Here is a 17048-nt window from a genome sequence, read left to right as displayed (position 1 = left end):
CCGCGGGCTCATCCTGCACCGCCGGAGCTTTCCACACACTTCCCATGCGGGAGCGTGTCGTATCCGGTATTAGACCCCGTTTCCAGGGCTTGTCCCGAAGTGCAGGGCAGATTGCCCACGTGTTACTCACCCGTTCGCCACTAATCCACCCCGAAGGGCTTCATCGTTCGACTTGCATGTGTTAAGCACGCCGCCAGCGTTCGTCCTGAGCCAGGATCAAACTCTCCGTGAATGTTTACTCGGCCAGTAAATAAATACTGCCGGTGTCATACACGCAAGAGCGGAACCGGGAGAGGAATAATCTCCCGGTTCACAGCGTCCTCGCTGTGTATTCTCAAAAGAACCTCGTCCACGAGTGGACGGGGTATCAACATATCTGGCGTTGACTTTTGGCACGCTGTTGAGTTCTCAAGGAACGGACGCTTCCTTTGGCCTGACCAGATGTTCTGGCCGGTTCCTCCGGGCTTCCCTTCGGTGTCTCCGACTCTATCAGACTCTTTCGTGTCCGATTCCCTGTCGGCGGGATTTCGCTTTCCGGCCTTTCGGCCTTCCGGCGAGTCCGACTCTAGCAGATCCGATTTCCGCTCGTTTCCGTGCGAATTTCTTTCTCTGCCCCCTGTCGGCGGGGCGCCTTCCGGCGTGTCCGCTACTTTAGCGAATTCCCCGCCAGGCTCATAATCGGGCCGTGGAGGCTGAATTTCCGCACGCCGAAAGTGACATGCCGAAAGACGGCCTCATGGAGAGGGATCATCAGAAGTAGTGGTTTTGCCAGCTCAGGGTGCTCCCTAGCCGATCTTGCGGTCGGCATGAGGGGCTGCCCTGTTTCAGCGGCTCGGTCTACATTAGGGGGCCGCCCGCCCTGCGTCAAGCGACTTGCCCCTGCGGCGTGGCTGATGTGGCCGGTAGGGGCTCACAGTTGGGTCGTTTCCGATCCAGAAGCGCCAGGGGTGGTGGGCTCCCTCGCCGCCGACGCCCGTGCGAGGCCCCTGTTGTACGGCGTCAGCTGACGGTGTTTCACCTGCGAGGACGCGGAGCGGGGCGGACTCGTCGGGGCCGCAGAGGTCGGTGCCGTTCAGGGAGCGGTCGACCTCCAGGGCGGTCGCGAGGCGGGCCGGGCCCTTGGCCAGTTCTGCGTCCTTCTTCGCCTTCGGCCGTCGCTGCCACGCGTGTTCGCCGCCTTCGAGGATCTCGCCGCCGCGCAGCAGGACTCCGCTCGCGTGCGACTCCGGGCCGCACACGAGGTTGAGGCTGAACCACATCCCGTAGATGAAGTAGACGTACGCGTGGCCGGGCGGACCGAACATGGAAGCGTTGCGCTGGGTGCGGCCGCGGTAGGCGTGCGAGCCGGGGTCGGCCTCGCCGGCGTACGCCTCGACCTCGGTGATGCGGAGCCGGATCTGCCACTCGGGAGTGGTGCGCACGAGAGTGCGGCCGAGGAGTTCCGGGGCGACCTCGAGGACGGGGCGGTCGAAGAAGGCACGCGGTACAGGCGTGTGGGGGTGGGCGTTGCCTGGCGTACTGTCCCGTCCGACGATCATGCCGTTCGAGGGTACGTGACACGTGCCCGTCTCCGGCGCCGGTGAGCGGAACCGCGCGACTGCGCGGTGCGTAGTGGTAGGGGCACGGCCAAAGGCGAGTCTGTCCTGGGAGGGAAACAGATGGGGTTGAAGAAGCTGTTCGCGAGCATGGGGGTCGGCGGTGCCTCGGTGGACACCGTGCTGCACGAGCCGAACGTCATACCGGGCGGTGTCGTCCAGGGTGAGGTGCGGATCGAGGGCGGCTCCACGGAGCAGCAGATCGAGTCCCTGTCGGTGGGTCTGCAGGCGAAGGTCGAGGTCGAGGGGAACGACAGCGAGACGCTGCGGAACATCGAGTTCGGCCGGCAGCAGCTGGGCGGGGCCCTGTCGCTGAAGGAGGGGGCGGTGCACTCCGTACCGTTCCAGCTGGAGGTGCCGTGGGAGACGCCGGTGACGATGTTCCTCGGTCAGCACCTGAAGGGGATGAACATCGGGGTGACGACGGAGCTCGCGATCGCGCGTGCCGTCGACTCCGGTGACCTCGACCCGGTGAATGTGCACCCGCTGCCCGCGCAGCAGGCGATCCTGGACGCGTTCGGCGGGCTCGGCTTCCGGTTCAAGTCCGCGGACATGGAGAAGGGGCGCATCCGCAACACCCGGCAGAAGCTGCCCTTCTACCAGGAGATCGAGTTCTTCGCGCCGCAGCAGTACCGCGGGCTGAACCAGGTCGAGCTGTCCTTCGTCGCCGACAACCACGAGATGGACGTGGTGATGGAGATGGACAAGAAGCCGGGGCTGTTCACGGGCGGCAGCGACTCGTTCCGCGCGTTCAAGGTCGGTCTGGCGGACTTCGACCGTACGGACTGGACCGCCTACCTCAACCAGTGGCTGTCCGAGGTCGGCAGCAGGCGCAACTGGCTGTAGGGACGGCCGGCGCCGCTGACCGGCACGTCGCTGCTCGGCATACCGTGCGCACTCATGTGAGGGGCTCGCTCCGCGGAGCGGGCCCCTCAGCCGTGCCCGGCGGCTGACGCCGCGTCAGCCCAGCAGTGCGGTGAGCGGGGTGTCACGGACCGTCCAGTAGCCGGCGGCGGCGGTGAAGATCTCCGCGGCCGTGTTGGCGTCCTCGGGCGCGGCCTGTTCGAAGCCGCGCCAGCCGGCGGTCATCACCAGATATCCCCTGGGGGTCTCGGACCACCAGGAGAGGTCGGTCAGGCAGTCGGCGAGCGCGTCCCAGTTCCGCCCGAACCAGTCGGGCAGTTCGAGGCCGGTCGCGCAGCTGTCCATGAAACCGGCCTTGTCGGTGACATCGCTCAAATCGATCACCGCGCCCAGCCAGCCTGCCGCTTCGGCCTGCATCAGGACGTCCGGGCCCACCGAGGAGCAGCGGTACACGCCTGGGGGCACCGTGCCCTCGAAGACACCGGGCAGATCGGCGTCAGGCAGTTCGGGCAGTTCCACGGAGCTGGTCATCTCGCACCACCGCATCGAAGGTCAGTCAAGTGGTCACCATGGTGGCAAAGAGGGGCGCGACGGCTCGTTAGGCTGGCCGGGCAGCGATTCGCGCGATCAGGAGGTTCTACGTGACCGACCAGAAGCGACCCCCGCTCCCGCACGACTTCCACCCTGAGGTGCCGTCGTTTCAGGTAGTGAGCGACGACATTTCCGAAGGAGGACGGCTGCGCGCGGACCAGGTGTACGCGCAGGGGAACACGTCCCCTCAGCTGCGCTGGGAGGGTTTCCCGCCGGAGACCGAGAGCTTCGCCGTCACCTGCTTCGACCCGGACGCGCCGACGGGCAGCGGTTTCTGGCACTGGGTGGTGTTCGACATCCCGAAGACGGTGACGGAGCTGCCCGCGGGTGCCGGAAGCGGTGACTTCAAGGGGCTGCCGGAGGGCGCCGTACAGGTGCGAAACGACTTCGGCACCCGGGACTTCGGGGGTGCCGCGCCGCCGCCCGGGCACGGTCCGCACCGTTATGTGTTCACGGTCTACGCGGTCGGCAGCGAGAAGCTGGGGCCGGACGCGGACGGCAGCCCGGCGTTCGTCGGCTTCAATCTGTTCTTCAACACGATCGGTCGTGCGCAGTTGATCGGTGTGCACGAGGAGCCGGCCGAGAGCTGAGCGGAATTCGGTTGCGCCCCGTCGTCCCGGATCGCACGCTGTTTGCCGGGCAGCCGGCACCGCGGGTGCGGGGGCGGCGGGGCGCTCACTCTGCGATGCGCCGTGCGCGGCCTGTCGGAGCCCGGCCGGGGGCCGGGTGACCGCGTCGGCTGCCCGTGCTTCTCCGGTCTTCCCGGTGTTTTCTCCGCTCTCCCGGTCGATTTCTTCTCCCGCCCGGCCGTTTTCCGCGCTCTTCCGGTGCATTTCTGCTCTCTTCCTCCGGCGGTCATTCCTCCTTCCGGTGTGGGACATCTCCTGTACGGCGTAGGCAAATTCCGTTGTCGGCAGGGCCGGGCATGGGCAGAGTGGAGCCACCCGCCGTCGGGCGGGCGGAGACCGGGAGGTGGACGGATGCGCGACACGCTGGTCCTGAACGCCAGTTTCGAGCCGCTGTCGACGGTGTCACTGCGGCGAGCAGTGGTGCTGGTCATGCAGGACAAGGCTGTCGTCGAACAGGCGCAGTCCGGCCTTCTGGTCCGAGCGGCCCAGGTGGAGCTGCCGGTGCCGCAGGTGATCCGGCTGCGCAGATATGTACGGGTGCCGTTCCGACAACGGGCGCCGTGGTCGCGGCGCGGGGTTCTGATACGGGACCGGCACCGGTGCGCGTACTGCGGGCGCCGGGCGACCACGGTGGATCATGTCGTACCGCGCTCGCACGGCGGTGGGGACACCTGGCTGAACACGGTTGCCGCCTGTTCCGCCGACAATCACCGCAAGGCGAACCGGACACCGGCGCAGGCGAACATGCGGCTGCTGGTGAAGCCGTTCGAGCCGACGCCGGGTGACGCGTTGCTGCTGGCGCTCGGGCTCACGGAGGCCGACTCGCTGCCGGAGTGGCTGCCGCTGCCGGGCCGCGGCCGCGGGGGTGCGCCGGCTCCGGCTGCTGTGCCGGCCTGATCCGGGCGGGCACGTTCGCCGACGGCGGCAGGGTGCGTACGGGCTTCAGCGCAGCAGCAGTTGAGCGATGGCCGCGAGGCCCACGAGCACGATGAGGGCCCGCAGCGCGACCGGCGGAAGCCTGCGTCCTATCCGGGCGCCGAGCTGGCCGCCGGCTGCCGAGCCGACGGCGATGAGCAGGACCGCCGTCCAGTCGAAGTCGGCGACGAAGAGGAAGAACACGGCGGCGGTGCCGTTGACGACGGCGCCGAGGACGTTCTTGACGGCGTTGACGCGTTGCAGGTCGTCGGAGAGCAGCAGCCCCATGAGGGCGAGGTAGATGACGCCCTGGGCCGCGCCGAAATAGCCGCCGTAGACGCTGGAGAGCAGCAGTCCCGTCTGCAGGGCCGGGCCGCCGTCCTGGTGGCCCGTCGTGCCGTTGCGTGCGCGGCGGCGCTCCAGTGCGCGGCCCAGCCACGGCTGGAGGACGACGAGGACCAGCGCGAGGCCGATGAGCACCGGCACGATCATGTCGAAGGCGCTGCTGGGCAGGGTGACGAGCAGGGCGGCTCCGGCGAGGGCGCCGAGGAAGGCTGCGGCGCTCAGCCGCAGCACGCGGCGGCGCTGGCCGCGCAGTTCCCTGCGGTAGCCGATGGCGCCGCTGATGGAACCGGGCACGACTCCCAGGGAGTTGGAGACGTTCGCGGTGACGGGCGGCAGGCCGATGGCGAGCAGCACCGGGAAGGTGATCAGGGTCCCGGAGCCGACGATGGTGTTGATGGTGCCCGCGCCGATGCCGGCGGCGCAGACGGCCAGTGCCTCCCAGATGGTCACGCGTACGCCCCTCGTGCGTGGTCAGTGTGCGAGCTACTGATCATGCACGAGGGGCGCTCGGTGTGCGTGGGCGGGTGCCGCGGGGGGGGCGTCGCGGCCGCCGTTCCGCGGTTGTCCGACGGGCAGTTATTCGATGGGGGGCTGTTCGCGGGGAGGCTTCACCATCCCGGCGGCGGCGCCACCGCCGCCGCCCTGGCCACCGGCCGAGCCGCTGTTGCCGCCGGTGAACTGGTCGAGCGCGCCGCCGAGGCCCTTGAGCGCGTCGCCGATCTCGCTGGGCACGATCCAGAGCTTGTTGGCGTCGCCCTCGGCGATCTTCGGGAGCATCTGGAGGTACTGGTAGGACAGCAGCTTCTGGTCCGGGTCGCCGGCGTGGATGGACTCGAAGACCGTACGGATCGCCTGTGCCTCGCCCTCGGCCTTGAGGGCCGCGGAGCGGGCCTCACCTTCGGCGCGGAGGATCGAGGACTGCTTCTCACCCTCGGCGGTGAGGATCGCCGACTGGCGGACACCCTCGGCCTGGAGGATCGCCGCGCGCTTGTCGCGGTCGGCGCGCATCTGCTTCTCCATCGAGTCCTGGATGGAGGTCGGCGGCTCGATCGCCTTGAGCTCGACGCGGTTGACGCGGATGCCCCACTTGCCGGTGGCCTCGTCGAGGACGCCGCGCAGCGCCGCGTTGATCTCCTCGCGGGAGGTGAGCGTCCGCTCCAGGTCCATGCCACCGATGATGTTGCGGAGGGTGGTGACGGTGAGCTGCTCGATCGCCTGGATGTAGCTGGCGACTTCGTACGTGGCGGCCCGCGCGTCGGTCACCTGGTAGTAGATGACGGTGTCGATGTTGACGACCAGGTTGTCCTGGGTGATCACCGGCTGCGGCGGGAAGGGGACGACCTGCTCACGCAGGTCGACGCGGTTGCGGACCGTGTCGATGAACGGCACGACGATGTTCAGGCCGGCGTTGAGGGTCCGGGTGTAGCGGCCGAAGCGTTCCACGATCGCGGCGCTGGCCTGCGGGATGACCTGGATCGTCTTGATGAGTGCGATGAAGACCAGCACCACCAGGATGATCAGGACAATGATGATGGCGTCCATCGCTCGTCCCCCTGCGGTTGTTCGTCGTCGTTCCGGTGACCGTGACCGTAGCCCGGACTCGACCTGTGCGTACGGCAGTTGCCGCCAGTCGTCATGGTGGCAGGGCCTATCCCATCACGACGGCGGTGGCACCGTCGATCTCCACCACGTCGACCTGCCGCCCGGGTTCGTATGCCGCGTCCGCGTCGAGGGCGCGGGCCGACCACACCTCGCCGGCGAGCTTGATCCGTCCGTCCTGGCCGTCGACACGCTCCAGGACTACGGCCTGACGGCCTCTCAGCGCGGCCACTCCGCTGGTCAACTCCGGCCGTTCGGAGCGGCTTCGGCGCGCGATCGGCCGTACGACCAGGATCAGCGCGGTGGAGACGGCCGCGAAGACGACGACTTGCGCCACCGGCCCCCCGCCGAGCCCGGCCGTGCCGGCACCGGCGACGGCGCCGACCGCGAGCATGCCGAACTCCGGCATCGCGGTCAGGACCAGAGGGATTCCCAGCGCTACGGCGGCGACGAGCCACCACACCCATACGTCCACACAGGCATGGTAGTTGGGAGATCAGCTCAGCGGCAGACCCTGCGCGGTCCAGCGCTCGCCGTGCTGCTCGACGACCAGCGGAAGCCCGAAGCAGAGCGAGAGGTTGCGGGACGTCAGCTCCGTCTCCAGCGGGCCCGCGGCGAGCACCTTGCCCTGACGGATCATCAGGACGTGGGTGAAGCCGGGCGGGATCTCCTCGACGTGGTGCGTGACCATCAGCATGGAGGGCGCGAGCGGGTCGAGCGCGAGCCGTCCGAGCCGGCGTACGAGGTCCTCGCGGCCGCCGAGGTCGAGGCCCGCGGCGGGCTCGTCGAGCAGCAGGAGCTCGGGGTCGCTCATCATGGCGCGCGCGATCAGGGTGCGCTTCCGCTCGCCCTCGGAGAGGGTGCCGAACTTCCGCTCGAGGAAGTCGCTCATGCCGAGGCGGTCGAGGAAGGCGCGCGCCCGGTCCTCGTCGACGGCGTCGTACTGCTCGTGCCAGGAGGCGGTCATGCCGTACGCGGCGGTGAGCACCGTCTGCAGAACGGTCTGCTGCTGCGGCAGCTTGTCGGCCATCGCCATGCCCGCCATGCCGATGCGCGAGCGGAGGTCGAAGACATCGACGGCGCCGAGGCGTTCGTCGAGCACGCTGGCGCTGCCCGAGGTGGGGAAGAGATAGCTGGAGGCGACGTTGAGCAGGGTCGTCTTGCCGGCGCCGTTCGGACCGACGATGACCCAGCGTTCGCCCTCCTTGACCGACCAGGAGACGTCATCCACCAGAGCCCGTCCGTCGCGGACCACGGATACGTCCACCAGCTCCAGTACTTCGCTCATGAGCGCGTTGTCTCCCAATGCAGTCGCGTGTGTCCGTGCCTGTGGGCACGATCCCCAGACAAAACCTACGCCACCCCTCCCGAGGACTGTTCCTTAGGCTGGGTTCATGCTCGAGGAACCTCGTTCCGGGCGGCTGGCCGCCTGGGGAAACGCGCTATTCGCCGGACTTGTCCCACCTGATGACGCCGCAGAGTACGTGGTCGGTGACGACACGGTGCACCGTGTGCTCGGCCTGCCCGGCGAGCCGGAGGACACCCCGGTCGGACTGACTCTGGCGCTCGGCCGGCTGCGCGCCCTGGGGGCCTCCGGACTGCGGGTGGCACTGCCCGCTCCGGGGCATCCGCTGGGGCTCAGCGGTCCGCCGGAGTTCAACGCCGCCGCGCTGGACGCCGGTGAGGCGGTCATGGTGTCGGGCGCCGCGCTCGGCCTCGTACCGGATGTGTACGAGGTGGGGCCGGCCGGCGATGTGCACGCGGAGGTGACCTGGCGCTGCCTGCCCGTACGGGACGCGCCGGCGGCGGACGTGCCCTCGCTCGCGGAGGCCGAGAGGGAGCTGGCCGAGGGGCTGCGGGAGGCGACGGAGGCGCTGACCCGGCTGGACGTGGCCGGCTCTGGCCCGGCGGCGAACGCGGCACTGGAGGCGTACCGGGCGCGCGCCGAGGCGGGGCGGCGGCTGCTCGCGCCGGGCTATCCGCCGCGCGCCGTACGGGTGTTGGAGCTGGCGCAGCGGGTGCGGATGCTGGTGTCGATCGCGTACGGCGAACACGGTGAGGGGCCGGACGGGCGCGAGCACGGCGGGGCCGTGAGCGCCTCGGAGATCATGGCGCGCGGGGAGGTGCTGCGGCCCGTGGAGCGGACGGCGCGGCGGGCGCTGGTCGCCGCGTACAACGCGTACGCGGAGGAGACGGAGCGCAAGCGCGCCTGAAAAGCACGTGAGCCGTCCGGGCGGGAGGCCGCGCACGGCACACGGCCGGGGCCCGGTGGACAGCGCGTCCACCGGGCCCCGGTGCATGTGCTCCTGGGACCCGCTCCCCGGGGTCCGGCGCGATCAGGGGTTCGCGGAGGTGTTCCCGAAGGCCGGGTTCAGCGCGCCGATCACCGTGGCGGTGTTGCCGGTGGCGTTGACCGGGATGTGCACGGGGACCTGCACCTGGTTGCCCGAGCCGACACCCGGGGAACCGGCGGCCTGACCCTGCGCACCCGCGCCGCCGTGCGCGGCGGCCGCGCCGGCACCGGCGGCGACGATCCCGCCCGCGATCGCGGTGACGGCCGCGGCCTGCTTCAGCTTGATCACTTCTATGCCCTCCTCGGTGAACCGGCCGCGGCACCCGCCGCGGCACGCCATGGAGAACGGCTCACGACGCGTCAGGTTGCGCCATCCGGAGGACATCCACACGACGGTATGAATTCCGTACCGGAACGCGACGCTCCGGCTTGCCTGTTGATCCGGTTCGTCCCGTTCGTCGTCAGGTGAGGCCGTGCCGTACGGCCCAGAGCGCGGCCTGGGTGCGGTCCGCGAGATCGAGCTTCATCAGGATGTTCGACACGTGGGTCTTCACCGTCTTCTCGGAGAGCACCAGCGTCCGTGCGATCTCCCGGTTGGACCGGCCGTCGGCGATCAGGCCGAGCACCTCGCGCTCCCGCTCGGTCAGCGTGGCGCCGCGCCCCTGCGTGCCGCCGCCCTCCCCGTCCGACAGCAGTGCGCCCGCCACTTCGGGCTGCAGCAGCACATGGCCCGCGTGGACGGAGCGGATGGCGTCGGCGAGCGCGTCCGGGTCGATGTCCTTGTAGACGTAGCCGGCCGCTCCCGCGCGCAACGCGGGGACGACAGTGCGCTGTTCGGTGAAACTGGTGACGATCAGCACCCGTGCCTTGCTGCCCTGTTCGCGCAGCAGGCGCAGGGCCTCGATGCCGTCGGTGCCGGGCATCTTGACGTCCATCAGGACGACGTCCGGGAGGAGTTCGGCGGCGCGGGCGACACCCTCGTCACCGTCGGCCGCCTCGCCCGCCACCTCGATGTCCTCCTGGACTTCGAGAAAGGTGCGCAGTCCGCGCCGTACGACCTGGTGGTCGTCGACGAGCAGTACGCGGATCCGGTCAGCCACCGGGCACCTCCATCTCGATCGCGGTGCCCTTGCCGGGCTCCGATTCCACGGTCAGCGTGCCGCCGACGCCGCACGCGCGGTCCCGCATGGACGCGAGGCCGAGGTGACGGCCCTCGCGGCGCACGGCGTGCGGGTCGAAGCCGTGCCCGTCGTCGGCCACCCGCAGCCGGGCGCCGGTGCCACGGCGTACGAGGGTGACGTCGACCTGCGAACAGTCCGAGTGCCGCAGGGCGTTGTGCAGTGCCTCCTGCGCGACGCGGAGCAGGGCTTCCTCCTGTGCGGCGGGCAGGGCCCGTACGCCGTCGCACTCGAAAGTCACCGTGGCGGTGTGTGCCCGGTCGAGGACCTGGGCCTGCGTGCGCAGGGTGGCCACGAGGCCGTCCTCGTCCAGGGCCGCGGGCCGCAATTCGACGACGGCGGCGCGCAGTTCGTCCGCGGCCTCCGCCGACAGCCGGGCGATCTCGTGCAGTTCGTCCTTGGCGCGGGCCGGATCGCGGTCGACGAGCGCGGTGGCGGCCTGTGCGGTGAGCCGCAGCGAGAACAGTTTCTGCGCCACGGCGTCGTGCAGTTCGTGCCCGATGCGCGCCCGTTCGCCGGCGATGGTGAGTTCGCGGCTGCGTTCGTACAGACGCGCGTTGGTGAGGGCGATGGCGGCGTGCTGGGCGAGGAGGCCCAGCAGCTCCTGGTCCTCCTCGGTGAACGCGCACGGCTTCTCTCCGGACTGTGGCCCGTCCTGCGAAGGGGCCGCCGTACAGCGTTTATTGGCGAGAAACAGGGCACCGAGCACCTCTTCGCCGTCGGCGATGGGCATGCCGAGGAAGTCGGACATCTCGGGGTGCGCCTTGGGCCAGCCCTCGAAGCGCGGGTCCGTACGGACGTCGCCGAGGCGCTGCGGGGTGGCGTCGTGCAGCATCGCGGCGAGGATGCCGTGCTGGCGGGGCAGCGGGCCGATGGCCTTCCACTGCTCCTCGGTCACCCCGTCCACGACGAACTGTGCGAAGCCTCCGTGGTCGTCGGGGACGCCGAGCGCCGCGTACTCGGCGTCGAGCAGTTCGCGCGCGGAGGCGACGATCGTCTGCAGTACGTCGCGCACTTCGAGCTGCCGGTTCATGGCCAGCAACGCGGCGCTGACGGCGGCGATTCCGGAGCGGGGAAGCATGCGGCTCACCGTACTCGCGGGGCGCACGGCGGGGATCGGGCCCGCGCCGGTGGGTCCCGGTCCGCGGGGCCTAGGTCCTGCGACGGGGCCCCGTAAGGGCCGGAGAGTGTGAGGCCGCACATAGGACGTACATCACTTACGAGGGGACCTAGTTGGTCCATGGGGTGCACACAGGGGCCATTCGGACACTTGTTACTAGCGTCAATAGTAGAGGGGACCTTTGCCCCTTGTCTCACGTGCCGCTAACAATGTCTGCCGCCGCAGGGGCCATGCCTGTTGGTCCGCTATCGAGAGGTCCACTCACACATGTCCGTCCCCACTTCTCACCGCCGCCAGGGCCGCCTGACCCGGCTGCAGAAGGTCACCGCCGCGACCGGCGTGGCCGCAGTCGGCGCCACCGCGCTGGCCTTCGGCGTATCCGCCACCGGCGGTGACAACGGCGACGTCAAGACGGCAGGCTCCGACATCCAGGCCCAGCCCGTCGCATGGCAGGACGCCGTCAACGCTCCCTCCTCCCAGAAGGTGAGCATCGACGCGCAGACCACGCACGCCGACGACCGGGCGCAGGCTGAGGCCAAGGCCGCCGAGAAGGCGGCGGCGAAGAAGAAGGCCGAGGAGCGGAAGCGCGCCGAGGCCGCCCGCAAGGCCGCCGCGGAGAAGGCGGAGAAGCAGCGGAAGGCCGAGCAGGCCGCCCAGGAGAAGGCCGCGAAGGAACAGGCCGCGAAGGAGCGCGAGCAGAAGCAGGCCGCGAGCCGCTCCGCGCAGCGTTCCTCCGCGCCGAGCGGGTCGCCGAAGCAGATCGCGCAGCAGATGATCGGCGACGAGCAGCAGTTCCAGTGCTTCTCCAACATCGTCGAGCGAGAGAGCGGGTGGGACGTGCACGCGCAGAATCCGAGCGGGGCGTACGGGCTGCTCCAGGCGCTGCCCGGTTCCAAGATGGCCTCCGCGGGCCCCAACTGGCAGAACAACCCGGCCACGCAGATCAAGTGGGGCCTCGGCTACATGAAGGACCGGTACGGCAGCCCGTGCGGCGCCTGGTCCTTCTGGCAGGCCAACAACTGGTACTGAGCCACAGCCTGTTCGGGCCCCGGCGGACACACGCGTACGGCCGGAGCCACATGTAAGGCCCACACGTAAGAGGGCGGCACCCCATCGCGGGGTGCCGCCCTCTCGCGTACGGCCGGCCGGCGCGTACGTCCGGCCCGGTGCGTACGGCCGGTCAGTGCGTCACTTGCGCATGACCTCCGGCTCGTGACGGCGCAGCAGCCGCGCCACGACGATGCCGCAGATGACACCGATGACGATCAGGATGCCCAGGTCGAGCGCCCAGACGCCGACGGAGTGCTCCCACAGCGGGTCGAGATCGTTCGGCTTCTTGGGATCCCAGGGGGCCATGACGTGCGCGAGGTCGATGGTGGAGCCCATCGCTCCGATCGCCCAGCGGGACGGCATCAGCCAGGCGACCTGTTCGATGCCCGGCGAACCGAAGATCTTGAACAGCACGCCGGTGAAGACGACCTGGACGATCGCGAACATCACCAGCAGCGGCATGGTCTTCTCGGCGGTCTTCACCAGCGAGGAGATCACGAGGCCGAACATCATCGAGCTGAAGCCGAGCGCGATGACACCGATGCAGATCTCGGCCGGCACCGGCAACACGTTGCCCTCGGCGGGCAGTTCGCGGGGGAACAGGCCGATGGCCGTGATGATGACGCCCTGGATGGCGGTGATGATGCCGAGGACGAAGACCTTCGACATCAGATACGCGGAGCGCGAGAGGCCCGTGGCCCGTTCGCGTTCGTAGATGACCCGTTCCTTGATCAGCTCACGTACGGAGTTGGCCGCGCCGGAGAAGCACATGCCGACCGCGAGGATCAGCAGGATGGTGCCCCCGTCCTGGTTGAACGCCTTGGGCGACGGGTTCTTCTGCAGGCCGAAGTCGGACGGGATGACCGTACTGACCACGCCGAGGATCGCCGGCAGCAACAGCATCAGCATCATGAAGCCCCGGTCGGACGCGATGACGTTCGTATAGCGCCCGACGAGGGTGAAGAACTGCGAGCCCCAGCTCTGCGGCTTCTGCGCGCGGGCCGGCGGGGGCGGCGCCTGCTGCGCCTCCGGGGCGACGGAGTCCAGGTCGGCCGCGTACAGCTGGTAGTGCTGCGAACCCTGCCAGCGGCCCATCCAGTCGTAGTCGCGGTAGTTCTCGAAGGCCGAGAAGACATCCGCCCAGGTGTCGTACCCGAAGAAGTTGAGCGCCTCCTCCGGCGGGCCGAAGTAGGCCACGCCGCCGCCCGGCGCCATCACCAGCAGCTTGTCGCACAGCTGGAGTTCGGCCACCGAGTGGGTGACGACGAGCACCGTACGGCCGTCGTCGGCGAGGCCGCGGAGCAGCTGCATGACGTCGCGGTCCATGCCCGGGTCGAGGCCCGAGGTGGGCTCGTCCAGGAAGATCAGCGACGGCTTGGTCAGCAGCTCCAGGGCGACCGAGACGCGCTTGCGCTGGCCGCCGGAGAGCGAGGTGACCTTCTTGTCCGCGTGGATGTCGAGCTTGAGCTCGGCGAGCACTTCCTCCACGCGCGCGTTGCGCTCGGCCTCGGCGACGTCGCCGGGGAACCGGAGCCGGGCCGCGTACCGCAGCGCGGTGCGCACCTTCAGCTCCTTGTGCAGGATGTCGTCCTGCGGCACCAGGCCGATACGGTGCCGGAGTTCGGCGAAATGCTGGTACAGATTCCGGTTGTCGTACAGGACTTCGCCGACGTCCGCGGGGCGGTAGCCGGTGAGCGCGCGCAGAAGTGTCGACTTTCCGGAACCGGACGGTCCGATCACACCGATCAGCGACTTCTCCGGAACGCCGAAGGTCACGTTGTTGAGAATGACCTTCCCGTTGTCGACCTTCACCGTCAGATGGCGGGCCGAGAAGGAGACATCGCCGGTGTCGACGAACTCCTCCAGCCGGTCGCCGACGACGCGGAATGTGGAGTGTCCGACGCCGATGGTGTCCTGCGGAGTGATGACGGCGGAACCGGACTTGGGCACCGCGACACCGTTCACATAGGTGCCGTTGTGGCTGCCCAGATCGTGAATCTCGAAGCGGCCGTCGGGCGAGGAACGGAATTCCGCGTGGTGCCGGGAGACCTGGAGGTCGGAGACGACCAGCTCGTTCTCCAGGGCACGGCCGATGCGCATCACGCGGCCGAGGGCCAGCTGGTGGAACGTGGTGGGGCTGCGGTCCCCGCCCTGCTGCCCGTGCCCGTACGGGTCGGGCCGGCCGCCCTGCGGCGGCACGCCGTGCGCCTGCGGGGGCTGTTGGGGCTGCTGTTGGGGCTGCTGCCAGCCCTGCTGCTGCGGCGGCTGGTGGTGGGGGCCGGCCGGGGGCTGCTGCGCCCAGCCGGCGCCGCCCGGCGCACCGGCGCCCGGGTACTGCTGCGGCGGCGCCTGTACGGCCTGTCCCTGCTGCCCCTCGGGTGCGACCGCCGCCGGGGCCGCCGCGGCGCCCGTCGCGGTGAGGCTCAGCTGCGGGCCGTCGGTCGCGTTGCCCAAGTGCACGCTCATGCCCGGGGCCAGCTCCATCTGCTGGACGCGCTGCCCCCGCACGTACGTGCCGTTCGTGCTGCCGTGGTCCTCGATGACCCAACTCCGCCCGCCCCAGCGGACGGTGGCGTGCCGCCAGGAAACCCTGGCGTCCTCGATGACCATGTCTCCCTGGGGATTCCGCCCAAGGGTGTAGGACCGGGACGGATCGAGCGTCCAGGTCTGTCCGTTCAATTCCAGTACGAGTTCCGGCACTCCATGCCCCACAAAGTTGTCCCCCGAGCAACCCCCTCCAGGGGAGGGAGTCTAGGGATGGCGAACATCGTGGGGAACTATTCCAGGCTCGGCGGCCCGACAGATAGCCGGGCCGCGCAATGACCTCTCCGAATGCGCACCCCGGTCCCGTTGACTCGCATCAAAGGGACTCGGAGAGTGGAAACCTCACCCGGATCCGCATGGATCATGAATCATGCGGACAACCGGCACGGATCGGGGGGCCCGGGATGGTCGACGACCGACAGCAGAGGCGGCCTTCGCGGGCGGGCGGAGTGCTCCTCTCCTCCGTCGCGGCGGTCAGCTGGTCTCTCCTCGGCATGGCGGGCGTGGCAGCGCTCGGCCTGCACCTTCTCGGCGCCGACGCGGCGGGCCGGCTGGGTCCGCTCACCGCCGCGGCCGTCGCGCTCGCGGTGGGCGGGAAGGTGGTGCCCGCGGGCGATGTGGAGATCTTCGGCCTGGAGGGCGCGAAGGCCCAGGCGGCCATCGACATCGTCCCGCTGGGCGTCTCCCTCGTGGGCGCGCTGCTGCTGGCGTACGTCTTTCTGCGGTCGCTGCGCGCTGCGGGCGGCGTGCCGACAGCGGCCGAACTCGCCGCCCGCGTCGGCACGGTGACTGCGCTCTACACGGCCGCACTGGGCGGACTCGCCTGGGCGGGCAGCTCCACCGTGACCATCAACGGCGACTCGCTCGGCCTGGACCGGGCGACAGGCGGCGCGGAGGACGCGCTGCGGGACCAGTTCGGGGACGGCCTCGGCGACCTCGGCGGCGGACTCCTCGACCGTGCCGACCAGTTCGCGGACGCCAAAGTGGAAGTCGGCTTCCGCGTGGAGGCCGCGCCCACGCTCGTGGCCGGCGCGCTGTTCGCGCTCGTCGTACTGCTCATCGCGCTGGCCGTCTCGCGGCGCACGCCGCTGCCGCCCGGCCGGTTCGGGGACGTACTGCACCGCGGGCTGCGCCCGGCCGCCTCGGCGCTGGTGGCGATGCTGCTCACCGCGGTCGCCGCCGGCCTCGCCGCCGCGGTGTACGGGGCGCTGGCGGGCGGCGACCCGGAACGCGTGGCGGGCGGCGCGCTGCTCGGCGCGCCCAACGGGGCCTGGCTGGCGGTGCCGCTGGGGCTGCTGGTGGGCTGGCGCGGCTCGGTGACGGGCGAGCTGGGCGGGCTGCTGCCCGACCCCTTCGGCGAACTCCTCGGCGGCGGGGGCGAGAAGAGCCTCGGCGTGTCCGAACTGGCCGCGCTGGACTCCCGGGTGTGGCTGCTGCCGGTGGCCGTGGGCCTGATGCTGCTGACGGCCGGGATCCTCACGGCCGCGCGGACACCGCGCCGCGGCGCGGGCGCCGGCCGCTTCGCGCTCCGCTGCGCCCTGTGGCTCGGCCTGGCGACCGGCGTGGCGCTGCCGCTGCTGGTCGCGCTGACCGGGGTGTCGGCCGACGCGGGGCTGTCCGTGATGGGCATCGACGCGGTCGGTGCCGGCGTCGAGCTGCACGGCAGCGCCGCGGGCGCGGCGGGCCTCGGGCTGCTGTGGGGCGCGGCGGCGGGGCTGGTCGGCGGGCTGCTGGCCTGTGCGACGGGAGCGGCGGGACGGCGCGCGGCGCCCCTCGCGACGGGAGAGCGCGGAGCGGACGGTACGTACGACAGCGGGCGCGCGTACCCCGACACCGCGTACGAGCCCGGCCCGTACCAGGCGCCCCCGCGCCCCTCCCCGGAGGAGCCGAACCCGTACAAGCAGGGCTCGCACGGGCAGGACCCGTACGGGTACGGGCCGGGCTCCGGGAGTCCGGGTTCCGGCGGGCAGGGGCCCGGGGGCCAAGGTCCTGGGGGTCCGGGTCCCGGAGGCCAGGGTCCCGGGGGTCCTGGCGGGCCGCATGCGGCGCCCACGGTCGCGGGCGACCCCCTCCCGCGCCCGCGCCGCGGCGAGCCGCGGCCACCGGGTCCGCCGCCGGGTGCGCCGCCCGGCCCGCAGAACCCGGAGCACGGCGGCCGGGACCGGCGCAGGCCCCGCTGACCAGGGCCGTACGAGGCCGTACGAGGGGCGCGTCACCAGCGGGCCGAGCGGGTCGGCGCCCTCTGACCGGGGCGCTGACCAGGGGCGGAACCCCTTAAGGGGCGCCCCCGGGCACGACGTGCGCCCCGCAGCCGCTACCGTAAGA

The 17048-nt window shown here is 70.5% G+C and carries 16 protein-coding genes and 1 rRNA gene (1 of these 17 running past the window's edge); 6 read left to right on the top strand and 11 right to left on the bottom strand.

Annotated elements, in window-relative coordinates:
• Nucleotides 1-232: ribosomal RNA gene (locus AC3AGO_RS26715) — 16S ribosomal RNA — on the bottom strand; it reaches 1297 nt to the left of the window's first position.
• Nucleotides 233-842: 610 nt separating this feature from the next.
• A complete protein-coding gene (locus AC3AGO_RS26710) occupies nucleotides 843-1538 on the bottom strand; it encodes a DNA-3-methyladenine glycosylase (protein ID WP_487822784.1) in 696 nt (231 codons plus the stop codon).
• Between the two features lie 120 nt (nucleotides 1539-1658).
• Here AC3AGO_RS26710 and AC3AGO_RS26705 point away from each other — a divergent pair, with 120 nt between their 5' ends.
• A complete protein-coding gene (locus AC3AGO_RS26705; RefSeq protein ID WP_487822783.1) occupies nucleotides 1659-2441 on the top strand; it encodes a sporulation protein in 783 nt (260 codons plus the stop codon).
• Between the two features lie 114 nt (nucleotides 2442-2555).
• Here the strand turns inward: AC3AGO_RS26705 and AC3AGO_RS26700 are convergent, their stop codons facing one another.
• Entirely contained in the window at nucleotides 2556-2990 is a 435-nt protein-coding gene (locus AC3AGO_RS26700; RefSeq protein WP_487822782.1) for a barstar family protein, read from the bottom strand.
• Between the two features lie 110 nt (nucleotides 2991-3100).
• On the opposite strand from AC3AGO_RS26700, the gene AC3AGO_RS26695 reads away from it, so the two are divergent.
• On the top strand, nucleotides 3101-3640 hold the full coding sequence (locus AC3AGO_RS26695; protein ID WP_487822781.1) for a YbhB/YbcL family Raf kinase inhibitor-like protein: 540 nt from the start codon (nucleotides 3101-3103) through the stop codon (nucleotides 3638-3640).
• Nucleotides 3641-4030: 390 nt separating this feature from the next.
• Complete coding sequence (locus AC3AGO_RS26690; protein WP_487822780.1) at nucleotides 4031-4576, top strand: HNH endonuclease; 546 nt, start codon at nucleotides 4031-4033, stop codon at nucleotides 4574-4576.
• A gap of 45 nt (nucleotides 4577-4621) precedes the next feature.
• Here AC3AGO_RS26690 and AC3AGO_RS26685 read toward each other — a convergent pair whose 3' ends face one another.
• The 4 genes from AC3AGO_RS26685 to AC3AGO_RS26670 form a co-directional block, all read right to left on the bottom strand.
• Nucleotides 4622-5389 (bottom strand): sulfite exporter TauE/SafE family protein, encoded by a 768-nt coding sequence (locus AC3AGO_RS26685; RefSeq protein ID WP_487822779.1) that lies wholly within the window; start codon nucleotides 5387-5389, stop codon nucleotides 4622-4624.
• Between the two features lie 126 nt (nucleotides 5390-5515).
• Nucleotides 5516-6481 carry an SPFH domain-containing protein gene (locus AC3AGO_RS26680; RefSeq protein WP_487822778.1) on the bottom strand — a complete coding sequence of 322 codons (966 nt, stop codon included), beginning with the start codon at nucleotides 6479-6481 and terminating at the stop codon, nucleotides 5516-5518.
• A 106-nt stretch (nucleotides 6482-6587) separates the two neighbouring features.
• Nucleotides 6588-7013 (bottom strand): NfeD family protein, encoded by a 426-nt coding sequence (locus AC3AGO_RS26675; protein ID WP_487822777.1) that lies wholly within the window; start codon nucleotides 7011-7013, stop codon nucleotides 6588-6590.
• A 21-nt stretch (nucleotides 7014-7034) separates the two neighbouring features.
• Entirely contained in the window at nucleotides 7035-7826 is a 792-nt protein-coding gene (locus tag AC3AGO_RS26670; protein WP_487822776.1) for an ABC transporter ATP-binding protein, read from the bottom strand.
• Between the two features lie 106 nt (nucleotides 7827-7932).
• Here AC3AGO_RS26670 and AC3AGO_RS26665 point away from each other — a divergent pair, with 106 nt between their 5' ends.
• Nucleotides 7933-8751, top strand: coding sequence for a hypothetical protein (locus AC3AGO_RS26665; RefSeq protein WP_487822775.1), 819 nt, complete (start codon nucleotides 7933-7935; stop codon nucleotides 8749-8751).
• A gap of 123 nt (nucleotides 8752-8874) precedes the next feature.
• Here the strand turns inward: AC3AGO_RS26665 and AC3AGO_RS26660 are convergent, their stop codons facing one another.
• The 3 genes from AC3AGO_RS26660 to AC3AGO_RS26650 all read right to left on the bottom strand — a co-directional run bounded on the left by AC3AGO_RS26660 (nucleotide 8875) and on the right by AC3AGO_RS26650 (nucleotide 11090).
• On the bottom strand, nucleotides 8875-9171 hold the full coding sequence (locus AC3AGO_RS26660) for a chaplin (protein WP_487824829.1): 297 nt from the start codon (nucleotides 9169-9171) through the stop codon (nucleotides 8875-8877).
• Between the two features lie 121 nt (nucleotides 9172-9292).
• Nucleotides 9293-9931, bottom strand: coding sequence for a response regulator (locus tag AC3AGO_RS26655; RefSeq protein WP_487822774.1), 639 nt, complete (start codon nucleotides 9929-9931; stop codon nucleotides 9293-9295).
• A complete protein-coding gene (locus AC3AGO_RS26650) occupies nucleotides 9924-11090 on the bottom strand; it encodes a GAF domain-containing sensor histidine kinase (RefSeq protein WP_487822773.1) in 1167 nt (388 codons plus the stop codon). Before AC3AGO_RS26650 ends, AC3AGO_RS26655 begins: the two co-directional genes overlap by 8 nt.
• 306 nt (nucleotides 11091-11396) lie before the next feature.
• Here AC3AGO_RS26650 and AC3AGO_RS26645 point away from each other — a divergent pair, with 306 nt between their 5' ends.
• A complete protein-coding gene (locus AC3AGO_RS26645; RefSeq protein WP_487822772.1) occupies nucleotides 11397-12158 on the top strand; it encodes an aggregation-promoting factor C-terminal-like domain-containing protein in 762 nt (253 codons plus the stop codon).
• A 159-nt stretch (nucleotides 12159-12317) separates the two neighbouring features.
• Here AC3AGO_RS26645 and AC3AGO_RS26640 read toward each other — a convergent pair whose 3' ends face one another.
• Nucleotides 12318-14891 (bottom strand): ABC transporter ATP-binding protein/permease, encoded by a 2574-nt coding sequence (locus AC3AGO_RS26640; RefSeq protein WP_487822771.1) that lies wholly within the window; start codon nucleotides 14889-14891, stop codon nucleotides 12318-12320.
• Between the two features lie 236 nt (nucleotides 14892-15127).
• On the opposite strand from AC3AGO_RS26640, the gene AC3AGO_RS26635 reads away from it, so the two are divergent.
• Nucleotides 15128-16903, top strand: coding sequence for a streptophobe family protein (locus AC3AGO_RS26635; RefSeq protein WP_487822770.1), 1776 nt, complete (start codon nucleotides 15128-15130; stop codon nucleotides 16901-16903).
• Nucleotides 16904-17048: the final 145 nt, after the last annotated feature.

This window comes from Streptomyces sp. BL1 (assembly GCF_057628045.1).
The sequence above is the reverse complement of the archived record's forward strand: the minus strand, read 5'-3'. Positions and strand labels throughout refer to the sequence as shown.

What these genes read in the sequence shown, in the direction of transcription:
- AC3AGO_RS26680 (WP_487822778.1), bottom strand. Translation starts at nt 6,481, where the DNA reads ATGGACGCCATCATCATTGTCCTGATCATCCTGGTGGTGCTGGTCTTC.
- AC3AGO_RS26710 (WP_487822784.1), bottom strand. Translation starts at nt 1,538, where the DNA reads ATGATCGTCGGACGGGACAGTACGCCAGGCAACGCCCACCCCCACACG.
- AC3AGO_RS26705 (WP_487822783.1), top strand. Translation starts at nt 1,659, where the DNA reads ATGGGGTTGAAGAAGCTGTTCGCGAGCATGGGGGTCGGCGGTGCCTCG.
- AC3AGO_RS26650 (WP_487822773.1), bottom strand. Translation starts at nt 11,090, where the DNA reads ATGCTTCCCCGCTCCGGAATCGCCGCCGTCAGCGCCGCGTTGCTGGCC.
- AC3AGO_RS26700 (WP_487822782.1), bottom strand. Translation starts at nt 2,990, where the DNA reads ATGACCAGCTCCGTGGAACTGCCCGAACTGCCTGACGCCGATCTGCCC.
- AC3AGO_RS26665 (WP_487822775.1), top strand. Translation starts at nt 7,933, where the DNA reads ATGCTCGAGGAACCTCGTTCCGGGCGGCTGGCCGCCTGGGGAAACGCG.
- AC3AGO_RS26660 (WP_487824829.1), bottom strand. Translation starts at nt 9,171, where the DNA reads ATGGCGTGCCGCGGCGGGTGCCGCGGCCGGTTCACCGAGGAGGGCATA.
- AC3AGO_RS26635 (WP_487822770.1), top strand. Translation starts at nt 15,128, where the DNA reads ATGGTCGACGACCGACAGCAGAGGCGGCCTTCGCGGGCGGGCGGAGTG.
- AC3AGO_RS26690 (WP_487822780.1), top strand. Translation starts at nt 4,031, where the DNA reads ATGCGCGACACGCTGGTCCTGAACGCCAGTTTCGAGCCGCTGTCGACG.
- AC3AGO_RS26670 (WP_487822776.1), bottom strand. Translation starts at nt 7,826, where the DNA reads ATGAGCGAAGTACTGGAGCTGGTGGACGTATCCGTGGTCCGCGACGGA.
- AC3AGO_RS26645 (WP_487822772.1), top strand. Translation starts at nt 11,397, where the DNA reads ATGTCCGTCCCCACTTCTCACCGCCGCCAGGGCCGCCTGACCCGGCTG.